The organism is Salmonella sp. 741265116_PST (genome assembly GCF_046567715.1).
GTDB lineage: Bacteria > Pseudomonadota > Gammaproteobacteria > Enterobacterales > Enterobacteriaceae > Salmonella > Salmonella enterica.
The window spans coordinates 73,111-96,985 of the sequence record NZ_JBKFPH010000013.1 but is presented as its reverse complement, the minus strand read 5'-3'; the positions used below and the strand labels follow the sequence as shown (position 1 = coordinate 96,985).

Genomic DNA, 23,875 nt, shown 5'->3' with positions numbered 1-23,875 from the left:
TTGCTATAAAGCAGGTACAATGCATTTTTTGCCATTCCCGTAAGGAGCGCAAGCGTGCGTGCCGATAAGTCATTAAGCCCTTTTGAAATACGGTTGTACCGTCATTATCGCATCGTGCATGGCATACGTATCGCCCTGGCGTTCATTCTTACCTTTCTGCTGGTTCGTCTGTTTTCTATTCCCGAAGGCACATGGCCGCTAATCACGTTAGTGGTGATTATGGGGCCCATCTCATTCTGGGGAAATGTAGTGCCTCGTGCTTTTGAGCGCATAGGCGGTACGATCCTGGGCGCGGCGTTAGGGCTGGTGGCGCTACGCCTGGAGCTCTTTTCCTTACCGCTGATGCTGGTGTGGTGTGCGATAGCGATGTTTTTGTGCGGCTGGCTGGCCTTAGGGAAAAAACCGTATCAGGCGCTACTGATAGGCATAACGCTCGCCGTTGTTGTCGGCGCTCCCGCTGGTGATATGAATACGGCATTATGGCGTGGCGGGGATGTGATTTTGGGGTCGCTACTGGCGATGTTGTTTACCGGCATCTGGCCCCAGCGCGCCTTTTTGCACTGGCGCATCCAACTGGCGCATTGCGTCACGGCGTATAATCGGGTGTATCAGGCAGCGCTGTCGCCGAATTTGCTGGAGCGCCCCCGGTTGGATAAACATTTGCAACGGTTGCTGAACGATGTCGTCAAAATGCGCGGGCTGATAACGCCCGCCAGTAAAGAAACCCGGATACAAAAATCTATTTTCGAGGCCATTCAGACCATCAACCGCAATCTGGTTTGTATGCTTGAATTACAAATCAACGCCCACTGGGCGACGCGCGCCAGCCATTTTGTGATGCTTAACGCGCACACATTGCGTGAAACCCAGCAGATGACGCAGCAAACCTTGTTAACGATCGCCCACGCGTTGTTTGAAGGCAACCCGCAGCCGGTACTGGCAAATACCGGTAAACTGAATGATATTGCTGCCGAGTTGCGACAGCTAATGAACGAGCAGCAGGGCGACGCGGTGGCTGAAACCCCCATCCACGGCTATGTTTGGCTAAGTATGGAAACGGCCCGACAGTTGGAACTGCTTTCACACTTGATCTGCCGGGCTTTGCGCAAATAAAAAGCAGATGGGGCGAATGAATTTGTTGCTGCTTCGATTCAGCAAAGATTAAGAGTATGATACTAATATAAGGATAAAATGAGTGCTACTGGCAACGATTTTATCCCCGAACCTTCAGGTTTCCCCAGACGGCGACGTAACGGTGTTTCCTCTGGCGGCTTGAAGTATGACGGGGATAAACGTAATGTTTATCCACTAGCAGTTGCTTAACGAATCCGAATCTCACATTATCAGGGGTGTAAAAATGGAAACAACCAAGCCTTCTTTCCAGGACGTGCTGGAGTTTGTTCGTCTGTTCCGTCGCAAAAATAAACTGCAGCGTGAAATTCAGGACATTGAGAAGAAGATCCGTGACAACCAGAAGCGTGTGCTGCTGCTGGACAACCTGAGCGACTACATCAAGCCAGGTATGAGCGTTGAGGCGATTCAGGGTATCATCGCCAGCATGAAAAGCGACTATGAAGATCGCGTTGATGACTACATCATTAAAAATGCCGAAATCTCCAAAGAGCGTCGCGACATTTCCAAAAAGCTGAAAGCGATGGGCGAAATGAAACACGCCGATGTAAAAGCCGAATAATGCGCTACGGCAGTGGGAGCGTATATCAGGCTCTCACTGCAGTTTGACCCCGCCAGTGACCATCTTGAGTAAATGTTGTTTTGGCCAGTGTCGGGTAAGTTTTTTCTCTGCCAGCTTACCTTTCAGGCGCGCAATATCATGACGTTTCCGGTCCAGCATCAGACCCACCACGCTACCGCTATGTGCCACGTTCAATCCGTATAAATCACACTCTTCGACCAGCGACAACAGGGCGGTAAATCCTGGCTTAGGTAACAGCGTCTGGCTGGCGATAGCGCTAAGCGTAGCCGCCTCACCCAGTCGGAGCGGATTTTGCGTTATACAGGCTTCCTGCACCAGATTCCAGGCCTGCTGCAAGGTTGCTGAACTTGCTATTAATTTCTGCTGGCGAGGGAGACGGTGGTAATCTTGCGTGCGCAGTGTGACCGGACTTTCCAGTACCAGCAAATCGATTGGCGGCGGTGGCTCGCAGGCGATTTGCGTGACCGCATTATTATGATCAAACAGCGTTAACTGATGAAAAACGGTGCTATCAGTGGGTTCGATTGAGACGCAAAGCTGTGCAAGGGTGGTTTCATCCAGCGAATGGCCAAGATGATGCGCCGTTGCCACCGCCGTAGCGGCAATATCTGCGGTGCTGCTGGCCATGCCTTTGGCAACAGGAATTGACGAACGCACATCGACGCGAATCTCGTTACTCCAGTGCGCAGGATACTGCCAGTGCGCCAGAACGCGCTCCACCATCGCCCGCGACAATGGGCGTTCGTTTACCAACGGCGGCGCAGCCGTGACTGCTACGGTGCTGTACCAGTCAACGGGGCAGGAGACCAGTTTCTCACTGCCCAGAATCCATCCCTGGATAAGTTCCCCGCATGAGGCGGGGCATTGCGCAACAGCCACGTTATCACCTTTCAGGTACGAATAGTGTGCGCGCATAGTGTCATGGTAAAAGCGTTATTACCATGACTTGCCGCAATACGTCGTATAACCCTCTCAGGCTGGTACACAAAGCCCTTCCGTGGCCGGTAGCGCAATGCGCATAACGTCTTGTGCGATCATTAACTCTTCGTTGGTGTTGATGACGGCGACTTTCACCAGGGCGTTCTCCGTCTGGATAAATGTCGCATTACGTTGATTTTTCTCTTCATCAACGGCTAAGCCCAAAAATTGCAAATTATGGCACACCGCCGATCTGGCGCGCGCTGAGTTCTCGCCAATGCCCCCAGTGAATACCAGCGCATCCAGTCCTCCCATTTGCATAATATAGCTGCCAATGGTGGCGCGAATGCGTTCGGCAAACAGAGTGAGAGCGAGTTTAGCCTGCCGGTTACCGGTATTGGCTGCCTGTTCGACATCGCGGTAATCAGACGACACGCCAGAAACGCCCAGCAAGCCTGACTCATTATTTAATAACTGATTCAACTGTTGCGGCGTTTTGTTTTCGCGCTGGGCTATCCACGGCAGAATAGAGGGATCAATATCTCCGCTACGGGTGCCCATCATCACGCCTGACTGCGGCGTAAAGCCCATCGATGTATTAACCGAATGCCCGTTCTTGATGGCGCAAATGCTGCTACCGTTTCCAAGATGACAACAAATCACCCGTAATGCGCTGAGTGGTACGCCCAGCTTTTCCGCCAGAACGCCGCTGACATACTTATGGCTGGTGCCATGAAAGCCATAACGGCGAATCCCCAGTTCAGCGTAATAATGCCAGGGAAGCGGGTAAATATAGGCGGGTTCATCCAGCGTCTGGTGAAATGCCGTATCAAACACGGCTACGGAAGGGGCATCAGGCAACAGTTGACGAAAAACGTGAATACCCAAGGCGTTTACCGGGTTGTGAAGCGGGGCCAGTTCAGCAAGACGTTCGATTTGCGCTAACGTTTCATCCGTGACCAGCGTCGAGTCTTTGAAAAACTCACCGCCGTGCGCCACACGATGGCCCACCCCGTCAATGTCCTGCAGACTGTTAATGATTTGATAACCCAGCAGCTTTTCCAGAAGCAGCGTTACCGCATCGCGATGATCGGCAACGGGGACGGTTTCCTGCCATTTTTGGCTGTGCGTCTTAATTGTCACCTGCGCATCCGCCATACCGATACGCTCAATCAGCCCCTGACAGAGCATGTCGCCCTGCGGCATCTCCAGCAGCTGGAATTTTAACGATGAGCTGCCGGCGTTAATGGCCATTATTTTGTAAGACATAAAGGTTCCTTCGAATTCAGAAAATCCAGCACGGCGTCGAGACCCGAGTTATTCAGCGCGCTGGTAATAAAAATCTGCTGTGCGCCAGCCTGCGTAAGCCACTCCGCAACCAGCGAAATACGCTGCGGCTCGGCGAGATCGGCCTTGGTGACCAGGCCAATCGTCGGGCGGTTCATCGGGGCGGTAAAACCCGGAGAAAAGGGCGACCACTGGGCGTCGGCATTTAACACCAGGGCGATAACGTCGGCCTCGCAGGCGCTGGTCAACAGAGCGCTGTACAGGCAGCGGTTCTCCAGATATTCGCCCGGCGTATCGATGGCCATCGGCGACCATTCAATGGCCTGGGTTTTCTTATAATGGAGCGCTTCGCCGCGCAGGCTTTGGGTCAGCGAGGTTTTCCCGCACTGGCTGGGGCCGATAAACATCAAACGCTTCATGACGTTACGTCCGGGTGATCGAACAGGTGGTGAACTGCATCATTTCGCCCAGCGTGCGCGTCACCTGCTTGAGGGCATATTCCACAGCAGAAACGTCGCCGGTCAGCACCACGGCACCGGTAAAGCGATCGAGAAAACCAATTTCCACCGCGCCGGATTTAGTGGCGATATCGCAGGCGATAATCGAGGCTTCGCTCGGCGTGATGGTAAGGATGCCAATGGCGGAAACCGCATCCGGCAGGCCCAGCTTCTTAAAGAGATCTTTGCCGGGATTGGCAATCAGGTGCGCGAGGGTGACCTGTTTTCCCGGCACGTATTCCTGAATCATGCGATCCGTTGTCGGTTGTCTTTCCATTATCCCTCCACCATCTGTCGCCACATGGCTTCATGCGGGCGCGGGATCACCGAGCGGTAAACCAGCAACCCTTTCTCGCCCGCGCTTTCGCTGGCAACCGTCACGGCGTTATTGACGTCAGAAACGTCGCCCGCCACCACCATGTAGCATTTACCGCCGATGCCGAAGGCCATATGCACCCGCACCAGGGTGACGTTTGAGCCTTTTACCGCCCGGTCTGCGGCGCTAATGCAGGCCGCTACGCTCCAGGTTTCGACGATACCTACCGCCTGGCGCTTATCGACGCTGTTCAGGCCGCTGATGGCCGGAAGTACGCTGGGATGAATATTGGCCAGCACCAGGCTGTCGACGAGCATCTCGCCGGCCTGCGACGTACCGGTTTCAATGGCCTGCTGGATAGCGCCGATATCGCCGCCCAGCATCAGTAAAAACTTACCTGGGCAGATGGTCTTACTGACCAGCAGATTAACGTTGGCGCTTTTCAGCATGGCATCACCAAGCTCCATGCCTTTGGCGATGCTGGTGAGTTCTAAAATTCCTATAGCCTGAGACATGGTTAACCTCTTACAACCGTGATGGCCTGTTCGCTGATGGCCGAAACAATGCCGTCGATGCTGGCGTGAATGGGTGCGCCGAGCGCGCCAGGCGGGATATCGGCAACGCATTGCCCGCGCGTCACGCGCTCGCCGACGGCAACAGTCGGTACTGCGCTGGCACCAATATGCTGGCGCAGCTGCAAAGTGACTTTTTCTACTGACGGCTCTTCTTCAACCAGCGGCGCTTCCTGGTACCAGGGGCTTAGTCCCAGTTTGGCGATCAGCCGCTTCACCGGCACCAGGCGATATTTCGCCATTTCGTCGGCCGGATTCAGCGGCCCTTCGTAGCGCTGGTTTTGCGCCCGCAGCTCGCGTTTTAACATGCGGTTGATGCGCATCGGCGAGATCCCCACCGGGCAGGCCACGCTTTCGCAAAAGTTGCATTCCGAGCAGGTAAGGGCGCTCAGCAGCAGCTGCGGCGTGGCGGCCTGGTGAAAGTTCACTGCCCGCACCAGCAGGTGCGGAGAGAGTTCGTGGCCGATCAGGTGTCGCGGACAGAGATCGGTACACAGTCGGCACTGTTCGCAGACGGTGCGCGCGACGGAAAGCACCGTGCGCTCGTCCTGCATTCTCCGCTGGATAAGCGGATGGCTTTTGGGGAGCACCAGCAGGCCGCCGGTAGTTTTCGTCACCGGGTTATCAAGAGAGGTAATCAGGCCACCCATCATCGGGCCGCCGTTAATAAAACCAGGGTCGTCGACCGTTGCGCCGCCCGCCAGCGCCAGCACTTCATGCAGTGACATGCCGATAGGAACGGTAACGGTCAACGGTCTGGCGACCGCGCCGTTCACGGTCAACGTGCGACGAGTGACCGGAAACCGCTGCTCGACCGCCCGGGCAATATTCAGCACCGTTTGCACGTTATTGACGACCACGCCGACGCTGGCAGGCAGCGCGGCAGGGGCGACCCGACGACCGGTTGCCATCCAGATAGTCAGCACCTCATCGCCCGCGGGATATACATCCGGCAGGATATGCAGGCGGATACCGTCTGGCAGCAGTGGAGTGAGGGCGTCGATGGCCCGGCGGTATTTTTCTTTCAGGGCTATCACCCCTTCGCGCGCGCCGGTTGCCGTCATCGCGTACTGCACGCCGCGAACAAGACGCGCGGCCTGCTGCCACATCAGTTGCTGGTCAACTTTGAGCATCGGTTCACATTCGGCGGCGTTCACCAGAAAAATCTCTACCTGCGCCTGTAGTTTGACGTGAGCGGGAAAACCTGCGCCGCCCGCACCCACAACGCCCGCTGCGCGAACGCGCTCGCGAATTTCATCGGCACTATGGGGCATTTCAACGGCGTTGACGGCGGTACTCATAGCAGTTCCTCCAGCAGTTCACGAATTTCCTCGGCGCTGGCCGGGCGCGGGTTAGTGCGCAGCGTAACGTCAGCCAGCGCAGCCTGCACCATCGCCGGAATGCGTGCGGAAAAGTCGGATCTTCCTTCTTTAAGCGCAACGGCCAGTGAGGGAAGGGCACAGCGTTGCTTAAGCAGTTCGATTTGCTGAATCAGCGCATTGATCGCCGCAATGTCATTGGCTTCTGCCGGGCAAAAGCCGCAGGCTTTGGCCATCCGCGCGTAGCGTTTGGCGGCGCGCGGAACTCCGGCGTTAAAACGGATAACCGTTGTGAGCAGCAGCGCATTGGCCAGCCCGTGCGGCAGATGAAACTGTCCGCCGAGCTGGTGGGCTATCGCGTGGTTAAGCCCCAGCCCCGCCTGGCTGAAGGCCATCCCGGCGAGCGTTGAGGCGTTATGCATTTTCCCGCGCGTCGCTACGCAGCCACCTTTTTCCACCGCCGTGGGCAGATACTGGAACACCAGTTTGGCGGCTTTTTCCGCCAGCGCGTCGGTAAAGTCGCTGGCGTGCGGTGACACCCAGGCCTCCAGGGCGTGGGTCAGCACGTCCATACCGGTGTTGGCGGTAATCTGCGGCGGTACGCTGACTACCAGCTCCGGGTCGAGGATCGCCATATCTGGATACAGCGCATTGTTGAACAGCGGGTACTTGATGCCTTTATCCGGGTCGCTAATTACGCAGGCGCTGGTGACTTCCGAACCGGTGCCGCTGGTGGTCGGGATCGCCACGCAGGTTTCGATGTTGATCCCGCTTTGCTGGCTAAACCAGACAATCGCTTTCGCCGCGTCCATTGCCGAGCCGCCGCCAAAACCAATCACCACCTGCGGCTGCAGGGCTTGCATTTGCGCAATGCCCTGCACCACGGTATGGATGGTGGGGTCCGGCGTTATCTCGCTAAATACGCTGATGCGGTTATCTGCGGGCAGCGCGTTACGCAGGGTATCCAGTAGCGGCGAGCGCGCCAGAAAGCCATCGCAGATTATCCAGATGTGCTTATTGGTAAAGTGCTTGAGCACCGCCAGGCTGCCCTGACCGCTGTACAACCGCGTTTGTAGTGAGAAGGTATTCATCGCAACCTCGGTTAGCGAATAGAAAAGCCGTTGGTCAGTACGCAGCGCCGGGAGCGGGCAAAAGTACGCGCTGACGTGGTCCCTTCACCGGTTGGTGTGGCAATAGTAAAGGTGGTAAAGCCTTCGCCGCCGACGCCGATCCCGGCATAAGAGGGGCCGTTTTTGACGAATATCGAGGTTTGCAGGGTGCGGGCCGCGAGGTTCAGGCGCGACACGTTCTGCGAGTGCATAATGGCGGTGTGATGCAGCCCCTCTTCAACCTTCAGGGCCAGCGCCAGCGCGCTATCGAAATCGCTGACTTTCACCACCGGCAGCATCGGCATCAACTGTTCGCTGGTGACCCACGGATCGTCAGCGTTAACCAGCGCAATCAGCAGACGCGGCGCTTTTGCAGGGACAGCGATCCCGGCGGCTTCCAGCATGGCCGATGGGCTCTTGCCGACCAGTTTTTTATTCGCCTGGCCTTCTGGCAGGCAGGTGGCGCGGAGTTTGTCGGTATCGGCAGGGCTTAGCAGCAGCGCACCGAAGGTTTGCATTTGCTGCACCAGACGCTCGGCGACGCTCTCCACTACGATCAGGCTCTTCTCGGCAATGCAGGGCAGGTTGTAATCGAATGACGCGCCGTTAATGATATCTTCCGCCGCTTTCACCAGGTCTGCCGTTTCATCGACGATGCAGGGCGGGTTACCCGCGCCAGCGCCAATCACCTTCTTACCGCTCTTCATGCCCATTGCCACAATGCCCGGGCCGCCGGTAATGGCCAGTACTGCGATTCGCGGGTGGGCCATCATCTGCTGGGTTGCTTCGAAAGTCGGTTCAGCCACGGTCACCACCAGATTGCGGATGCCGCAGCAGCGGAAGGCAATCTCTTCAATCAGGCTAATCAGCTTCAGAGAGACCTTTTTCGCGCCCGGATGCGGGCTAAAGTAGATACTATTGCCCGCCGCCAACATGCTGATGCTGTTATTGATGATGGTTTCCGTCGGGTTGGTGCTTGGGGCGACTGAACCGATGACGCCAAACGGCGAGTATTCAAAGAGCACCATGCCGCCGTCACCGGTCAGCGCGGTGGTGGTGAGATCTTCTACGCCCGGCGTGTTGTCCAGCGCAGCCTTGTTTTTGAGGAATTTATCTTCTTTGTTGCCCATTCCCGTTTCATTGGCGCTCTCCTCTGCCAGAGCAGCCAGCAGCGGCGTCAGCTCCTGACGCATCGCGCTGATGATAGCGCTGCGGGTTTTCAGCGGACACTGCTGATAACGTAAGAACGCCTGATGCGCGGCATCGATGGCCTCGCTCACGGACTGGAAAATCCCTTTGCCCTGAGGCTGGGCCGGTGTTTGCGCTGGCGTGGTTAATTGCTCGCTAAGAATGGTGCGAATCAGGGTTTCGAGTTCAGAAGTATTCATTGATGTGTTCCCACGTTAATAGCCGCGATGGCGGTCTGTGCTATGTCCATGTCCTGCTCAACGCTGCCGCCGCTGATGCCAAGACCCCCAATTAATATGCCGTCGCGCCATAGGGCGTAACCGCCGCCAAAGGTGACCACTTTTCCCTGTAAATGACTTTCCAGGCCATAAAGCGCCGCGCCCGGCTGAACAACATCGCTCAGCTCATGGGTCGCCGTTTTCATTGCCACTGCGGTCCATGCCTTTTTTGGCGCCAGTTCGCTGCTGACCAGCAGGGCGTCCGGCATCCGCCAGGTCACAGTTTCCGTGCCGTGCGCGTCAACGATGCTGACGACTACCGGAACCTGCAGTTGCTGCGCGCGTTCAACGGCGGCGCGGGTGAGCTGGTGCAGATCGTGGAATGAGAGGGCCACGGGCGTTGTCTCCTTGCTGCGGGTCGGCTGGCTGGCAGCCAGATAGCGCTTACTAACTTCGCGGATGATGTTGGCCTGGTGCGCATCGCTATCTTCCGCGCGGGCCAGGGCGTACAGGCAGTCCGATAAGCGGTTGATGTAGCGCATCAGCACCTGGCGTACGTTGACTTCAGTTGCCAGTTCAACCAGACGGCGTTCGGCGCGGCGCGCCAGCGTGCGGGCAAAATGTAAGCGGCTCGCGGCTTCGCAGCGTCCGGGTAAAATAAAGCTGTGCAGCGGTTCGACGCGGGCCATTGCCCGATCGATAGCGGCTTCCAGGGCCGAAATCTCTTCGCTGCTGATGTAGCGCTGTTTGGGCGACGGCTGCTCGCTGTCGCTGGCCAGCTCTGCGCTAAACCAAAAAAGTTGCTGCTGGATGGCCTCGAGTAAGGTGCGGTGATTTTCATCCGCAGCGGCGCAGGCGCACAGGCTCAGCGCGGCGTTCAGCTCATCCAGCGTGCCGTAGGCTTCAACCCGCGGGTGGGTTTTGCTCACCCGCTGGCCGGTAAACAGTGATGTGGTGCCAGCGTCACCTGTTCGGGTATAAATCGCCATAACCGCCCCTTAACGCGAAAGCGTATCTACAATGCCGACAACGGCGAGGTCAATGGCCTCATTTGGCCTGGAAAAAACGTGCCTGGCGCTGGAGCCGCCGCTGAGCAAAACCAGTTCGCCGACGCCCGCGCCGACGGAGTCCACGGCCACTTCATCGCCGGAGGTGGGCGAGGCGGGGAGTTCGCCATCGGCGCTGACCCGACGCACCAGCAGCAGCTTTTTCCCAATCAAAGAAGGTGATTTTTGCGTGGAGACAACCGCGCCCGTGACTCGTGCCAGATGCATGATTTACTCCTGCTTAATTAATTGAATATTCCGCGCATTGGCCGCGTCACGCGCCATGGCGGTCACGATGCATTTGCGGTGGACAACCACACGCCCCCGGCTTAGCAGCGCGACATCGCGATAGCTCAGCACCGAACCCGCATGCAGAACCAGCGGCAGTCCGTGCTCGTCGGTGAATACCAGCGGCAGACGAGCCAGTTTTTTTACCGGGATAACCGGCAGCAACTGGCTGTGCAGGCTGAGCTGTACGCGGATGCCAAACGCCAGCGCGTCGTGAATTTTCCGGGCGGCGGCATCGTCGGTTTCTGCATCCGCAAGCTGACCCAGCAGCGGCAGGTCGACGAGCAGGATGCGCAGCGACGCGTGCTGACAGAACAGTGCTGGACAGTCGGCATCACGAAGTTGCGTAACGCTCAGCGTCGCCGTGCTCTGGGCACGGCGCTGCAGCCGGGAGACAATCTCCTCGACAATGCGCTGCAGAGTTTCGCCGTTCATCGCGGGCCTACCAGCCGGGCAAAGGCATGCGGGTTATCGGCACCAGCGGCGTTGGCTTCATCGGTATCAATGTGCATTTCGAGGCGCATGTCCGGTGAAACGCGAATCGCCACGTTGTTGAAAATCAGCCCGCGATCGTCGCCTTCAATCGCCACGGAGACCATATCGCCGTGGGAAACCCGCAGGATCAGCGCATCAAGCGGCGACATATGGATATGCCGCTGCGCGACGATAACCCCGGAAGGCAGCTCCAGTTCGGCAAAGGGGCTGACCAGGCGGATGCCCGGCGTCCCCTTCAGGTTGCCGGACATTCTCAGCGGCGCGGCAATCCCCAGCGTTCTCGCATCGGTACGCGAAATTTCCACCTGGCTTACCGAGCGCAGCGGGCCGAGCAGGCGCACATTTTTGAGCTGCCCTTTCGGTCCCACCAGAGTGACGGTTTGCTCCGCGGCGTATTGTCCCGGCTGCAGCAGCGCTTTTTTCTCGCTGATGGGATGGCCGGGAAACAGCCGCTCATAATCCTGTGCGGACAGGTGGATATGACGGTTTGAGACGCCCAGCGGAATAGGCCGCTGGCGCATCTCGTCGAGAACTTTACTGACCGTTGATTGCAGAAGCTCTTTATCCATTACGCTTCACCTCGCTTGCCGGAATGAATGCAAAGCGTACGAGGTTCGCCCTTCTGGCGCGGACATTTTGGATCCAGACACAGATTGCAGCTGACCAGTTCTGATTCCTGCGGGGCCTCTTCTGCTGGCGCTTCAGAAACGACATCGGCCATCTCTGACGCTTCAGGCTCAGGTTCTATGACGGAGGGGGAGGGAGCCTCTGCGAGCAGGATCCCTTCTCCGGGCCTGGCGATAACCTTGTGGGCCACCAGGCCATTCCGCTGTTCGGCGAAATGCGCACCGGTGGTGATGGCCGCCTGCACGGAGGCCACATCACCGGTAATTTTAATCACCATCCAGCCTGAACCATTGGTCTTTTCGAGGGCGAGCAGCGTGATAGAAGCGGATTTCGCCATGATATCGGCGCAGCTGATAGCCAGTGCCAGACCACAAACTTCAAGTAATCCCAGTGATTGCTTCACGCGGTGCTCCTTATTTGCCATCGATTAGGCTGATTTCGGTAAAATGGCCTCAACATCACTGTGCGGACGCGGGATAACGTGGCAGGATTTCACTTCACCCACGACGCTTGCCGCCGCGCTGCCTGCATCTACGGCTGCTTTAACCGCGCCGACGTCGCCGCGAACCATGACGGTAACCAGGCCAGAACCAATTTTTTCGTAGCCCACCAGCTGTACGTTGGCGGATTTAACCATTGCATCGGCGGCTTCAATGGCGCCGACCAGCCCTTTTGTTTCAACCAGTCCCAGTGCGTTATTCATACTGCCGTTCTCCTGTGATTAAGCATGGAGATCCCGAAAAGGGATCCCTTTGACCAGCCGTGCCGCGTTATTACCGGTATTGCGATGGGCCTGACTGTCCTGATGATGCATCAGCGTAAAAAGCGGCGCCGATGCGGGTAAATTCTTGTAATGTACGACCAGCGTATGGCGATCGCAGGCGATGCCGACCAGCAGCGGCGAGCTGCGCGCCGCCTGCCAGGCGCTGTCAACGACATCTCCAGCCGGGTGATGCTGAAGCAGGAAAGGGATGCCTTCCTCTTCGATACCCAGCAGCACTTCGTGCCAGAGGCTGGCGCAGTCGTTGATAACGGTAATGACGATGGCCGGGGCGCTGTGATTACTGTCCATATGCAAATTCCTTGTGCCAGGAGAGAATCAGGCCGGTGGCTACCGCGTTTCTTGGGCCTTCGCTACCGCGAATATTTCCTCGCCCGGCGACCAGGCGGTAGTGCGCCAGCGCATCGGTGACCAGCTGCGGAACTTCGAAATCCAGCGACGAGCCGCCGACCAGCACCACGAACGGAATATCGCGAATGTTGCCGGTTGGACTGACCTGACGCAGCGCGCGCAGGGCGTTGGTGACAAAGACGCGTTCTTTAGCGCTGCGGCGAATGGCGCGCACTTTTTCCAGCGCTAAGTCGCCGGGAAGCGGCACCAGTTCGTCCGGTTTCACCACGCAGACGCGGGCGAACACGGCGGGAGGCAGCGGCGTCGGGAAGAACTGGACGCTGCCGTCCTCGTGGCGTAAGTGGAACAGGCTTTCGACCTTAGCCAGCGGGTATTTTTTGATCTCTTCCGCCAGATAGCGGTCTTCCAGCCCCAGTTCACGGGCAATGATCATCGTCACCATGTCGCCTGCCCCGGCGAGATGGGTGGCGATGATTTCGCCTTTAGGGTTGATGATGGAGGCATCGGTGGAGCCCGCGCCGAGGTCGAGGATCGCCAGCGGTCGGGTGGTACCCGGCGTGGTCAGCGCACCCAGAATGGCGGCTTCAGCCTCAGCGCCGCCGATCTGTACGTCGATATTAAGCTTCTGCTCAATTTCACGGGCAATCATCGCCATCTGCAGACGGTCTGATTTCACCATCGAAGCGATGCCGACGGCCTGCTCCAGCGAGAACTCCCCGGCCAGACCGCCGGTGACGCTCACCGGAACCGAGGTGTCAACGGCCAGAAGATCCTGAATGAAAATCTCGCTGCTGGGCTTATTGGTTAGCTCGGCCATGGTCTGGCGTACGTGCTCCAGCATGCCGCCGATATTGGTCCCGGCCTCGCCGGTGACGTTGTCGAGCTTGCCGCAGCCGTCCACCGCTTTCATGATGGCTTCGGCACCGGCGGCAACATCCACGCGCACGGTACGACCCTGAGCCTGCAGCTCCAGGTTACCGGCGGGTATTGCGCGCGCTTTGACGTCGCCGGATGGCGTTTTAACCACCACGGCGGAACGGTTGCCGATCAGCGCGCGCGCCATCGGAACAATGTTTTTCGTCTCATCGGCGTTGAGATTAAATACGGTGGCGATGCCGTAAGGGTTAGAGAGGGTTTCGATAACCTTTCCCGGCACGGCGACTTCAATCGCCGCCAGCATCCCCAGCGGAATGCGGTCGATGTACAGAACTTCATCGACAATCGGTAGCGATTTTTCCAGCCGGTTGCTGACCAGTACGCCATCGTCGCGCTGCAAAATGACGCCAGTAATCTGGTATCCGGCGCGCATTGAGGCGTTGATAACATTGGCGATGTCGGCAAAATCGAATGCCGATGACACCACCAGAATATAGGACGAGTCCGCCGGGCGGGTTAACAGCTCCTCCGGCGTAATCGTGATACCCACACCAAGGCCTACTCCGCCCGGCGTTTTTGGGTTATGGCCGATCATTGTCGATTCGGTGATGATGGTTTCGGTAATGGTTTCCATCGCCACATCGCCAATCACCGGCGTGGCTTCGTTAATGCGGATGAGCGAAATATCGCTGACATTGATCCCCGCGCGCTTTGCGACGAGGGCAAGTGCTTCCTGAATGCCGAACACGTTACGCAACGTGCCTTTGATCCCGGTGGTTTCCGCCAGCGCGCTGTGCGTAATCGTCAGTGCGCCAGTCTCATCTTGCCGCGCCAGCGCGACTTCCGTTGATGAGTTACCTATGTCAATGCCAGCTATATATCGCATACGAAATCCTTAATCGTCGCCTTTGAGTTTTTTACGCTCAACGTACAGCCCTGCCGCTTCACGAACGAAAGCTGCGCAAATCTTTGCCTGATAACGATTTTCGAGATCGTCGGCGATAGCCATCAGCTCTTCTTTCGTCGAGCGATACGGACGAAGGGCGTTGTAGATTTCAAGAATGCGATCGTCCGGTACCGCGGTCAGTTCGGCGGCGCGTTCGAAGTTCATCGCCAGCCGGTCGCGGCCCGCGTCCTTGGCGATAGACGCCTGTAAGCGCAGGGTTTCCGGGGTAATACGCATATCCTGAGCGGTGACTTTATTGCTCAGCACGTTTTCCAGCGTAAAGTCGTCCAGCGTTTTATTGGTGGCGGTTTTCACCCATTCCGGGTGCTTGTTCGCCAGCGGGTAGTCGCTGACCTTTGCGCTGCGGGACGTGCCGCCTGCCGCAGGAGCCGCTGCTGGCGCATCGCCCTGCAGGCTGTTCATGCGGCTCAATACGTCCCGGACCATCGATTCAATTGCGTCGGTATTCATGGAGTTATCCTTTATCAAAGCGCCACGCGCAGTTCCTGCGGGTTTTTGCCCGTCACGACGTACTTGGTCTCTTTAATGTGCAAAATGGCCGACTTTGCCTGGTACTTCGGGCGTGCCATCTGGTCATTGAGCGTAGGGACCGGCTGCGGTGATTCGCGTTTCGCATAACGGGCGGCGTTTTTACCAATCTGACGGTAGGTTTCCAGCGTCAGCAGCGGTGCCTGCGGGAACAGCTCCAGGTTGGAGAGCGGCGGTAGCCCCTGCTGGTGGATAACCGTAGTGCCTTTCGACTGGATGCCGATGGAGATGCCGGAGCCGCTCAGGCGGTTACCTTCCACGGCGACGAACGCCACGTCGGAAGATTTAAAGCAGCGAATCACGCGCGCCTTGATGCCTTCTTCTTCAATACCGGCAATGACTTCGCGCAGGATGCTCTTATGCGGTAAGCCGACGATATTGACGGTTTGCGCCAGGCCAAATGCCGGGCCGACGGCGATAATGACTTCGTCCTGCTGAGTGCCCTGGCGCGCTTCGCCCACTTCGGTCAGAAAGCCGTCGCCCGCAGGCGCAGCGGTTTGTGGTGCAGCGGAGGCCGCAGGCGCATTAAACGAGACGGGTTTATCGCTGCCCTTCATATCGCGGAGCACGTCTTCAATTATCTGGCGCAGCAATTTTTCATTAATTTCCATTTCTCACCCCTTAATCAATCTCGTTGGGATCAAGAGCGCCAGGGATGTTTTTAATCTCTTCCCAGCGTTCTCCCTGCAGGCGATAACCTGTTGCCGGACCGGCATAGTCATTGACGTCATTAACCGCAGAGAGCACTTGTCCGTCGCCGACGATAATGGCGGAGGTGTGCAAATAGTCGCCGGTTAGCTTGGCTTTCTGGATGTTGAGCATGTCCTGGGCCACGTCGGTAAACCCGCCCTGCGCCAGCGCTTTCACCACTTCCAGACCGTTGCGGTTTTTATTGATGATTTCCTGGGCGAACTTGATGTCTTCGACGATGTTACGCTCCGGCATATCTTTCGAACCGTGGGCGTAGGTCGCTGCTTCAACTTCTTCATCGGTAATCGGCGGCAGCCCCATTCCGGCAAACACGGCCTGCAGCGCGCGGGCGGCTTTGTTACGGATGGCGATAACGTCCTCTTCGCGAACCGGGCGCAGACCGCCGTCTACTTTCAGGTCACGCTGGATAACGTTGTAGTCGTCAAAGTCTTCCGCATCTTCGTTGGAACCGGCGAACATGTTGTCGTAGTTCGGCACCGCGGAATAACCAGAGGAGATAAAGTCGGTTCCCGGCAGGAACTGCATCAGCAGGCGCGCGGTACGACGCATATCGGAGTGGGTGAAGGTCTGGTCGTTACTGGAGGCGCATTCCAGATCCAGTGACGAGCAGATCAGGTTTTCCGCCAGCACGGCACGAATGCCTGACGGCACGGCAGACGGTACGCCGATGCAGCTTACGGAGCCGTTTTGCAGTCCCTGAACGCCCGCGGCTTTGGTGATATAGATGCAGCGCGCTTCCAGATACAGCATGGATTTGCCTTCGGCATAGCCCATCTGCACTTCGGATCCGGAGCCGGAGGTGAAGCGCATTTTCAGGCCGCGAGAGGCGTAGGAAGAGGCTAAGAAGCCCTTCGACCATGGGGTATCGTCACCGTCGGTGAAGACCGGCTCGGTGCCGTAAACGGAGATGGTTTCGGCGTAGCAGGTGTGGCCCAGCATGCCGAGCTTCAGCTCGGTGGCTTCTTCCAGCGAGCACTGCGTCAGTACGCCCGGACGACCAACCTGAGAGCCGACCAACAGCGCGATGGCGTTGAACGGCGCGTAGCGTGCTACCGCAACCGTGGTTTCTTGTTCGTCAAACCCGCGCCATGCGCCTTCGGCGGCATCGGCGGCAATTTGCACCGGGTTGTCTTTAACGTTGGTGACGTGCGCCTGCTGAGATGGCGTGCGGCGGGCGCGCATTTTTTGCATCGACATCATCATTTCGACGACGTTCATATGCGAAACCACTTCAACAATTTTCGCCGGGGTCATGGCGGTGGTCAGCGGAACGATTTCGCTGCGCTTGACGTTAGGATCGCACAGCATATTGGCCAGCTTGACCGAATCCATCGCCATCACTTCTTCGGCGCGGTTCAGGTTGATGCCGTAGCGAGCGATAAAGTGGTCGATCAGGTCGAATTCGCTAACCGGTTTTCCGTCCAGCTCGGTCACCGCGCCGTTAACGATTTTAATCGACGGTTTTGGATCGTTCGGGCTTTCCATCGCGATAAAGCCTTCTTCGATCCACTCCTTAACGAAGCCGTCCTGATTCACAGGGCGTTTCGCCAGTGCTTCAAATCTTTTCGATCTCATGAATCAGCCTCGTGGGTATCAGATGTAGGACGGGCGATCGTTTTTCGGTTCAGAACCGAGGGTCGCAAGGACGGTTTTGCCGATTTCGCGGGCGGAGGTCACCGCCTGACGGACCGCGCCGGAGTCGCCGGAAATCACCAGAATGGCTTCGTTACTAAAGCTGGTGCCGTGCGCCGGAGAGCTGTACGCCACGACTTCAACGTTGGCTGACTTCAGGGCGGTATCGGCCATCAGTACGCCGACGGAAGCCGGAGCGCCGACGATGACGCCGCAGGCGCGGCCAATCGGCGCGCCGAACGCTTTTTCCAGCGCGTAGCTGGCGCGAGCGGTGTACTGCAGCTCGATATGTCCGGCTTCGTTGCCGTAAACATCGCCGAAGGTGCGGTCCAGCTCTTTCAGCGCGACTTCGATACCGCGCTTGACGTCGGACACGTCGTTGCCGCCTAAAATAATCAGCGAACCGTGGCCCGCGCCGCCTTTGGTATCGCGCGGCAACTCAATGCTGACCACTTCGGTGTTGGTGGCTTTCACCGCTTCGTCCGCCGCCATAATGTGCGGGCCTGCGCCGGTGCGGGCGCCGAGAATGCCGATGGAGCGATAGCGCTTCTCAAGCTTCATCGCATCCAGCAGGGCGGTATCGACGTTAGCGATAACCAGGCCAAGGGTGTCGCCAATGGCGGTCCCGACAAATTCCGTTAAACTGCAGCTTTTTTCTGCCATAGCCGTCTCTCGTATAGGTTGGGGTTGACCAGGGATGGCCTGTTGTTCCGGTGTTGCCACACGGGCAATCACCTGCGCCATGATCTGTTCCACCAGCTCATTGCTGCTCATTGGCTAATTCCCTTCGGTAAGATTTTTTCTACATCGGTGTGAGGGCGTGGAATGACGTGTACGGCTTTCACTTCACCCACGTTGCGTGCGGCTGCGGCACCTGCATCGGTGGCCGCTTTGACCGCGCCAACATCGCCGCGCACAATGACGGTTACCAGCCCGGAGCCAATCTTTTCATAGCCCACTAACATCACATTGGCTGACTTAACCATTGCATCAGCGGCCTCTATGGCTGCGGTTAAGCCTTTGGTTTCTACCATTCCTAGTGCTTCTTGTTGCATAAAGACCTCGCATGGAGTGTTCCGATAGTGGGGACTATAAGAAGATGCGAGGAAAAAGAATGGCTGACTTGCTATTGAACATCAGAAAATAATGGGAAAGCAATGTGACTAAATTGCTTTTTGTTTTTATAACCAGTTGATAATAAAGATTTAATTTATTATTGTTTATATGATTATTTTGTTTTTGTTATTTCATTTTTACATTTTTGTTAGTGACTGAATTCTTTTTATTTGATATGGCGAAAGACGCAAAATGTGATGCTTATTCGAAATTGATAAGTTGGCTTGTGCAATATTTTATTATTTTCACAGGCTTATTTTATAGCTCAAATTTCCCGTGTGATGGGCTGATAAAAATATTGGAAAAGCAAAATTTTGCTATCGCAACACGATTTTTCCGGGAAACAGGTCCGCAGGTTGCCAACAATTTACAGGCGGTACTTTTTATAGTGAGGTTAGCTGTACTCTACCGCCAGCCGAAACTTGCGCTGGCCAGGACACGAACTTTGCTCAGAAGGTGTCACATGAATGATTCTCTAAAGGCGCAATGTGGTGCGGAATTTTTAGGCACCGGACTCTTTTTGTTTTTTGGTATCGGTTGTTTGAGCGCGCTCAAAGTCGCAGGTGCCAGCCTCGGATTATGGGAGATTTGCATTATTTGGGGGCTTGGGATTTCACTGGCCGTTTACCTTACGGCCGGGATCTCAGGCGGACATCTTAACCCTGCGGTGACGATTGCGCTGTGGCTGTTTGCCTGCTTCCCCAAACAGAAAGTATTGCCTTATATTATTGCCCAGTTTGCCGGCGCTTTTGGCGGCGCTCTGCTGGCGTATGTGCTTTATAGTAGCCTTTTTACTGAATTTGAGACTGCGCATCATATGGTGCGCGGTAGCGTCGAAAGTTTGCAATTAGCCAGCATTTTCAGTACCTATCCGGCCGCAGCGCTAAATGTATGGCAGGCTGCGTTGGTGGAAGTGATCATTACGTCGATTCTGATGGGCATGATCATGGCATTGACGGATGATGGCAATGGCATTCCTAAAGGGCCGCTTGCGCCTTTGCTTATTGGGATACTGGTTGCCGTTATCGGCGCGTCTACTGGACCTCTTACCGGTTTTGCAATGAACCCAGCGCGTGATTTCGGTCCCAAACTGTTCACATGGTTAGCGGGGTGGGGGAACATGGCGATGAGCGGTGGGCGAGAGATCCCTTATTTTATCGTGCCGATTGTCGCGCCTGTTATCGGCGCCTGTGCCGGAGCAGCCATATATCGCTATTTTATTGGTAAGAATTTACCTTGTAATCGCTGTAAACTGTAAGAAACTGCGAACCAGATTCACAGCAATGATGTATCGTAAAAACAGGTGAGATAATTTCGTGATCTGCTTTCACGAACTGATCAAAACGTCTCCCAGCAATGGGAGACTTTTGATATTGTCATTGTACTTTTTATCAGGGCCAGGATAATGGTAATAAAAAGTGAATGTAAATAATGTGTTTTGTTTATAACAATAAATTAACTGAGGGGTTTTATCATGATTTCTGCGAGCGCTCTGAACTCAGAACTCATTAATAAAATCGCACAGGATTTTGCACAAGCCACCGGTCTGGCGGTTGTGGTTGTCAATATTCATGGTGATGAAATATCTGAGCTATTCAATTTCACGCCGTTTTGTCAGTTGATGCGACAGCATCCCCAACATAGTACACGTTGTCGTATGAGCGATCGCTGCGGGGGGCTGGAGGCATCGAAGTCCGACCAACCCTGTATTTATCGTTGTCATGCTGGACTAACGGATTTTTCTATTCCGCTGGTAATCGCAGGGCATTTAGTTGGCTTTGTTTTATGCGGGCAGGTTCGATTAAGTAATGACGTGGGGCTGGTAGATATTCTTAATGTCGACGATCGCTGGCAGGCTGACCCTGAGCTCTTGAATGAATTTCGGAATGTGCCAGAAATGGACTATTCACGCGTTATCGCTTCCGCCGATCTTCTTAAACTGATTGTTGAGAATTGCCTGAAAAAACAGCTCAATTTCGTGGTTATCAAAGACAATCCCCAGCAATCGGAGGCGAATAAAGCCGCTCGTGGTCCCACTCCGCATGACAGTAAAATGAAAAAAGCGCTTCGCTATATTGATGCGCATTTGTCCGACGATCTTCGTCTTGAGGATGTCGCCTCACATGTCTATCTCAGCCCCTATTACTTCAGTAAACTATTCAAAAAATATCAGGGAATCGGATTTAATGCGTGGGTGAATCGGCAGAGAATGGTTAGCGCCAGAGAATTGCTTTGCCATAGTGACTGGAGTATTGCCAGTATTGCGCGTAATTTAGGCTTTTCGCAAACCAGCTATTTTTGCAAAGTCTTCCGCCAGACCTATCAGGTTACGCCGCAGGCTTATCGCCAGCAGATAAATGAGAACTCTCATCCTCCAACGATATAAATAGCAATATTTTGCTATTGCCGATTTTTGATAGTGTTTTGTATCTTAATCATTTCAGAAAGAAAATTTATCTGGTGTAACAATAAATTGTCATAGCGCAACAAAATAATAAAATTTAGGGCATAAACTGCACCAGTTTTTATTTTTGTGATGAAGTACAGTGTCAGGAAAGATAAGTTTTATTACGCTTTGTCGATACGTTTTATCGTCAATATACCGGTAAGGATGAGTAGATTAACGTCAGATGAGCAACCGTTCAGGCTATTGCTCACAGAAATGTAAAACGTAGTACATTATTAATTGCCGTTATGGGTGTGCCGTACAGCCATAACGTAAACCAACAGGTTTGCCACATTTGTGGTAGGGAAGGGGGTGAAAATCCCCCGCAGCCCCCGCTGCTGTGATGCTGACGACCCCGTAAAGACCACTGATCGCAAGATTGGGAAGGACGGGCGAGGAGGACGCTAAGCCAGAAGACCTGCCTGTCGGTGATAACCAACAACTTCGGTGGGAAGTGGGTTGCGAAGACGCGTACAGTCGAAAGACTGAACATGCGCGTACCTGTATACCCCTACCACCCTGAACAGGATCAGGGTAATGGCGGCAAGGCATCACGCATTTATTCTTGCAGGCACAGGAAGCGGTTGCGGCAAAACCACGCTGACGCTTGGTTTGTTGAGGCTGCTGCAAAAACGCGCGCTGCGCGTACAGCCGTTTAAAGTTGGGCCAGATTACCTTGATACCGGCTGGCATACCGCTATCTGTGGCGTGGCGTCCCGTAATCTTGACAGTTTCATGCTTCCTCCTCCTGTTCTCAACGCCTTATTTTGCGAACAAATGCGGCAGGCGGATATCGCTGTCATTGAAGGCGTCATGGGGCTGTATGACGGCTATGGCGTCGACCCCAATTATTGCAGCACTGCCGCAATGGCGAAACAGCTTGGTTGCCCGGTCATCCTACTGGTGGACGGCAAGGCTGTTTCAACGTCGCTTGCGGCTACCGTTATGGGATTTCAGCACTTCGACCCGACCCTCAACCTCGCGGGCGTGATTGTGAATCGCGTCGCTAGCGACGCCCACTATCAGCTCCTCAAAAATGCCATTGAGCATTATTGCTCACTGCCGGTACTGGGGTATGTCCCTCCTTGCGACGGCGTCGCATTACCTGAACGCCACCTGGGGTTGATTACTGCCAGAGAATCCCTCGTCAATCAGCAATCATGGCATGATTTTGCCGCCACGCTGGAACAAACAGTGGATGTGGATGCGCTACTCTCGCTGAGCGTGTTATCAGCGCTTCCGACGGGAATGTGGCCTGAGCGCCCCGATAACACAGCGGGGGCAGGGCTGACGCTTGCTCTGGCGGATGATGAGGCCTTTAACTTTTATTATCCCGATAACATCGATTTGCTGGAGCGTGCCGGCGTTAACATTGTACGTTTTAGCCCACTGCATGACCGCGCATTGCCTGATTGCCAGATGATCTGGCTGGGCGGTGGATATCCTGAATTATACGCCGCAGAGCTGGCGGCAAATACGGCGATGTTAAAACATTTGCGGGCGGCGCATCAGCGCGGCGTGGCGATTTACGCGGAGTGTGGCGGTCTGATGTATCTGGGAAGCACTCTGGAGGATAGCGGTGGGGAAATTCATCAGATGGCGAATATTATCCCCGGTCACAGCAAAATGGGTAAGCGACTTACCCGCTTTGGTTACTGTGAGGCGCAGGCTATGCAGCCAACGCTATTGGCGGTGCCTGGCGAGATAGTGCGCGGCCATGAATTTCACTACTCAGATTTTATCCCCGAAACACCCGCCGTTATGGCCTGTCGTAAGGTTCGCGATGGCCGCGTGTTACAGGAATGGACTGGCGGCTGGCAGACAGGCAACACGTTTGCCAGCTATCTGCACGTCCATTTCGCCCAGCGTCCGGAAATGTTGCAGCACTGGCTGGCGACGGCGAGGCGCGTATTATGACGATTCTTGCCTGGTGTATCGCCTGGGTGCTGGATTTTATCATCGGCGACCCTCAACACTGGCCCCATCCGGTACGCTGGATAGGTCGTTTAATCACGTTTGTGCAGCGTATTGTGCGTCGCTATTGTCCCGGCGATAAAGCGCTGCGGATTGGCGGCGGCGTAATGTGGGTTGTGGTTGTCGGGGCGACCTGGGGCGTGGCATGGGGCGTACTGGCGCTGGCGCAGCGGATTCACCCCTGGTTTGGCTGGAGCGTCGAAGTCTGGATGATCTTTACCACGCTGGCCGGACGCTCTCTGGCCCGCGCCGCGCAGGAGGTTGAGCGACCGTTACGGGAGAACGACCTTGCGGAAAGCCGAATAAAACTCTCCTGGATCGTCGGGCGCGATACGTCGCAACTTCAGCCAGCGCAGATCAATCGCGCCGTGGTGGAAACGGTTGCAGAAAACACCGTTGACGGCATTATCGCGCCGCTCTTTTTCCTCTTTCTCGGCGGCGCGCCGCTGGCGATGGCCTACAAAGCCGTCAATACCCTGGATTCAATGGTGGGCTACAAACATGAAAAATACCGGGCGATTGGTATGGTCAGCGCCCGTATGGACGACGTAGCGAACTATCTTCCCGCCCGCCTGAGCTGGCTGTTGCTGGGCATTGCGGCAGGACTGTGTCGCCTGAGTGGTTGGCGTGCGCTGCGTATTGGCTGGCGTGACCGTTATAACCACAGTAGCCCAAATTGCGCCTGGTCGGAAGCGTGTGTGGCCGGCGCCTTAGGTATCCAGCTCGGTGGCCCAAATAACTACTTTGGCGAGCGTGTGGACAAGCCCTGGATCGGCGACGCGCAGCGCGATATTTCCGTGGACGATATTTCCCGAACGATTCGATTAATGTGGGTCGCTTCAACCCTGGCGCTGGCGCTGTTTATTGTAGCGCGGTGCGGGTTATCTGGCGTGGCCTGA

General features: G+C 55.8%; 27 protein-coding genes and 1 riboswitch. Of the genes, 6 read left to right on the top strand and 21 right to left on the bottom strand.

Translation table 11 applies throughout. The annotated features are described in order from the left end of the window. Positions 1 to 54: 54 nt before the first annotated feature. Complete coding sequence (locus ACLD11_RS11540) at positions 55 to 1,113, top strand: FUSC family protein (RefSeq protein ID WP_001200858.1); 1,059 nt, start codon at positions 55 to 57, stop codon at positions 1,111 to 1,113. Positions 1,114 to 1,357: 244 nt separating this feature from the next. Beyond that, positions 1,358 to 1,693, top strand: coding sequence for a DUF496 family protein (locus ACLD11_RS11535; RefSeq protein ID WP_000450405.1), 336 nt, complete (start codon positions 1,358 to 1,360; stop codon positions 1,691 to 1,693). A gap of 33 nt (positions 1,694 to 1,726) precedes the next feature. On the opposite strand, the gene pduX is transcribed toward ACLD11_RS11535, so the two are convergent. From pduX to pduA, 21 genes are all read right to left on the bottom strand, one after another. After that, the gene (gene pduX, locus ACLD11_RS11530; RefSeq protein ID WP_001533066.1) at positions 1,727 to 2,593 is read right to left on the bottom strand and encodes an L-threonine kinase PduX; all 867 of its coding nucleotides are present in this window, start codon (positions 2,591 to 2,593) and stop codon (positions 1,727 to 1,729) included. A gap of 93 nt (positions 2,594 to 2,686) precedes the next feature. Further along, positions 2,687 to 3,901, bottom strand: a complete 1,215-nt coding sequence (gene pduW / locus ACLD11_RS11525; protein WP_097363183.1) for a propanediol utilization propionate kinase PduW — start codon at positions 3,899 to 3,901, stop codon at positions 2,687 to 2,689. Continuing rightward, positions 3,886 to 4,338, bottom strand: coding sequence for a propanediol utilization protein PduV (gene pduV, locus ACLD11_RS11520; RefSeq protein ID WP_000826277.1), 453 nt, complete (start codon positions 4,336 to 4,338; stop codon positions 3,886 to 3,888). The genes pduW and pduV overlap by 16 nt, the downstream gene beginning before the upstream one ends. A gap of 4 nt (positions 4,339 to 4,342) precedes the next feature. After that, complete coding sequence (gene pduU, locus ACLD11_RS11515) at positions 4,343 to 4,693, bottom strand: propanediol utilization microcompartment protein PduU (RefSeq protein ID WP_000441100.1); 351 nt, start codon at positions 4,691 to 4,693, stop codon at positions 4,343 to 4,345. Continuing rightward, positions 4,693 to 5,247: a propanediol utilization microcompartment protein PduT gene (gene pduT / locus ACLD11_RS11510; protein WP_000075777.1), complete on the bottom strand. Its 555-nt coding sequence runs from the start codon at positions 5,245 to 5,247 to the stop codon at positions 4,693 to 4,695. Before pduT ends, pduU begins: the two co-directional genes overlap by 1 nt. A gap of 2 nt (positions 5,248 to 5,249) precedes the next feature. Then, positions 5,250 to 6,605, bottom strand: a complete 1,356-nt coding sequence (gene pduS, locus ACLD11_RS11505; RefSeq protein WP_411014927.1) for a cobalamin reductase PduS — start codon at positions 6,603 to 6,605, stop codon at positions 5,250 to 5,252. Continuing rightward, entirely contained in the window at positions 6,602 to 7,714 is a 1,113-nt protein-coding gene (gene pduQ, locus ACLD11_RS11500) for a 1-propanol dehydrogenase PduQ (protein WP_411014926.1), read from the bottom strand. Before pduQ ends, pduS begins: the two co-directional genes overlap by 4 nt. Positions 7,715 to 7,725: 11 nt before the next feature. Then, positions 7,726 to 9,120: a CoA-acylating propionaldehyde dehydrogenase PduP gene (gene pduP, locus ACLD11_RS11495; RefSeq protein WP_411014925.1), complete on the bottom strand. Its 1,395-nt coding sequence runs from the start codon at positions 9,118 to 9,120 to the stop codon at positions 7,726 to 7,728. Continuing rightward, the gene (pduO, locus tag ACLD11_RS11490; protein ID WP_001029486.1) at positions 9,117 to 10,127 is read right to left on the bottom strand and encodes a two-domain cob(I)yrinic acid a,c-diamide adenosyltransferase PduO; all 1,011 of its coding nucleotides are present in this window, start codon (positions 10,125 to 10,127) and stop codon (positions 9,117 to 9,119) included. Before pduO ends, pduP begins: the two co-directional genes overlap by 4 nt. Positions 10,128 to 10,136: 9 nt before the next feature. Further along, the gene (gene pduN / locus ACLD11_RS11485) at positions 10,137 to 10,412 is read right to left on the bottom strand and encodes a propanediol utilization microcompartment protein PduN (RefSeq protein ID WP_411014924.1); all 276 of its coding nucleotides are present in this window, start codon (positions 10,410 to 10,412) and stop codon (positions 10,137 to 10,139) included. Positions 10,413 to 10,415: 3 nt separating this feature from the next. Next, a complete protein-coding gene (gene pduM / locus ACLD11_RS11480) occupies positions 10,416 to 10,907 on the bottom strand; it encodes a propanediol utilization microcompartment protein PduM (protein WP_001012966.1) in 492 nt (163 codons plus the stop codon). Continuing rightward, entirely contained in the window at positions 10,904 to 11,536 is a 633-nt protein-coding gene (locus ACLD11_RS11475; RefSeq protein WP_000356732.1) for a phosphate propanoyltransferase, read from the bottom strand. Before ACLD11_RS11475 ends, pduM begins: the two co-directional genes overlap by 4 nt. Further along, positions 11,536 to 12,018 carry a propanediol utilization microcompartment protein PduK gene (gene pduK / locus ACLD11_RS11470; protein ID WP_078054881.1) on the bottom strand — a complete coding sequence of 161 codons (483 nt, stop codon included), beginning with the start codon at positions 12,016 to 12,018 and terminating at the stop codon, positions 11,536 to 11,538. Before pduK ends, ACLD11_RS11475 begins: the two co-directional genes overlap by 1 nt. Before the next feature lie 3 nt (positions 12,019 to 12,021). Next, positions 12,022 to 12,297 carry a propanediol utilization microcompartment protein PduJ gene (gene pduJ / locus ACLD11_RS11465; RefSeq protein WP_001057755.1) on the bottom strand — a complete coding sequence of 92 codons (276 nt, stop codon included), beginning with the start codon at positions 12,295 to 12,297 and terminating at the stop codon, positions 12,022 to 12,024. An 18-nt stretch (positions 12,298 to 12,315) separates the two neighbouring features. After that, positions 12,316 to 12,666, bottom strand: a complete 351-nt coding sequence (gene pduH / locus ACLD11_RS11460) for a propanediol dehydratase reactivase beta subunit PduH (RefSeq protein ID WP_097363188.1) — start codon at positions 12,664 to 12,666, stop codon at positions 12,316 to 12,318. Further along, entirely contained in the window at positions 12,656 to 14,488 is a 1,833-nt protein-coding gene (gene pduG / locus ACLD11_RS11455) for a propanediol dehydratase reactivase alpha subunit PduG (RefSeq protein WP_001268884.1), read from the bottom strand. Before pduG ends, pduH begins: the two co-directional genes overlap by 11 nt. 9 nt (positions 14,489 to 14,497) lie before the next feature. Next, positions 14,498 to 15,019, bottom strand: a complete 522-nt coding sequence (gene pduE, locus ACLD11_RS11450) for a propanediol dehydratase small subunit PduE (RefSeq protein WP_001090599.1) — start codon at positions 15,017 to 15,019, stop codon at positions 14,498 to 14,500. Between the two features lie 14 nt (positions 15,020 to 15,033). Continuing rightward, entirely contained in the window at positions 15,034 to 15,708 is a 675-nt protein-coding gene (pduD, locus tag ACLD11_RS11445) for a propanediol dehydratase medium subunit PduD (protein ID WP_411014923.1), read from the bottom strand. A 10-nt stretch (positions 15,709 to 15,718) separates the two neighbouring features. Beyond that, a complete protein-coding gene (pduC, locus tag ACLD11_RS11440; RefSeq protein ID WP_001256899.1) occupies positions 15,719 to 17,383 on the bottom strand; it encodes a propanediol dehydratase large subunit PduC in 1,665 nt (554 codons plus the stop codon). 18 nt (positions 17,384 to 17,401) lie between these two features. Next, positions 17,402 to 18,214 (bottom strand): propanediol utilization microcompartment protein PduB, encoded by an 813-nt coding sequence (gene pduB, locus ACLD11_RS11435; protein WP_000097500.1) that lies wholly within the window; start codon positions 18,212 to 18,214, stop codon positions 17,402 to 17,404. Then, positions 18,211 to 18,495: a propanediol utilization microcompartment protein PduA gene (gene pduA / locus ACLD11_RS11430; protein WP_001183618.1), complete on the bottom strand. Its 285-nt coding sequence runs from the start codon at positions 18,493 to 18,495 to the stop codon at positions 18,211 to 18,213. Before pduA ends, pduB begins: the two co-directional genes overlap by 4 nt. A 524-nt stretch (positions 18,496 to 19,019) precedes the next feature. Between pduA and pduF the strand changes: the two genes are divergently transcribed. From pduF to cbiB, 4 genes are all read left to right on the top strand, one after another. Further along, on the top strand, positions 19,020 to 19,814 hold the full coding sequence (gene pduF, locus ACLD11_RS11425) for a propanediol diffusion facilitator PduF (protein WP_411014936.1): 795 nt from the start codon (positions 19,020 to 19,022) through the stop codon (positions 19,812 to 19,814). Positions 19,815 to 20,030: 216 nt separating this feature from the next. Continuing rightward, positions 20,031 to 20,942: a transcriptional regulator PocR gene (pocR, locus tag ACLD11_RS11420; protein WP_097363194.1), complete on the top strand. Its 912-nt coding sequence runs from the start codon at positions 20,031 to 20,033 to the stop codon at positions 20,940 to 20,942. Between the two features lie 325 nt (positions 20,943 to 21,267). Further along, a riboswitch (cobalamin riboswitch) is annotated at positions 21,268 to 21,443 on the top strand. A gap of 96 nt (positions 21,444 to 21,539) precedes the next feature. Then, entirely contained in the window at positions 21,540 to 22,919 is a 1,380-nt protein-coding gene (locus ACLD11_RS11415) for a cobyrinate a,c-diamide synthase (protein WP_411014922.1), read from the top strand. Beyond that, a complete protein-coding gene (cbiB, locus tag ACLD11_RS11410; RefSeq protein WP_000153655.1) occupies positions 22,916 to 23,875 on the top strand; it encodes an adenosylcobinamide-phosphate synthase CbiB in 960 nt (319 codons plus the stop codon). Before ACLD11_RS11415 ends, cbiB begins: the two co-directional genes overlap by 4 nt.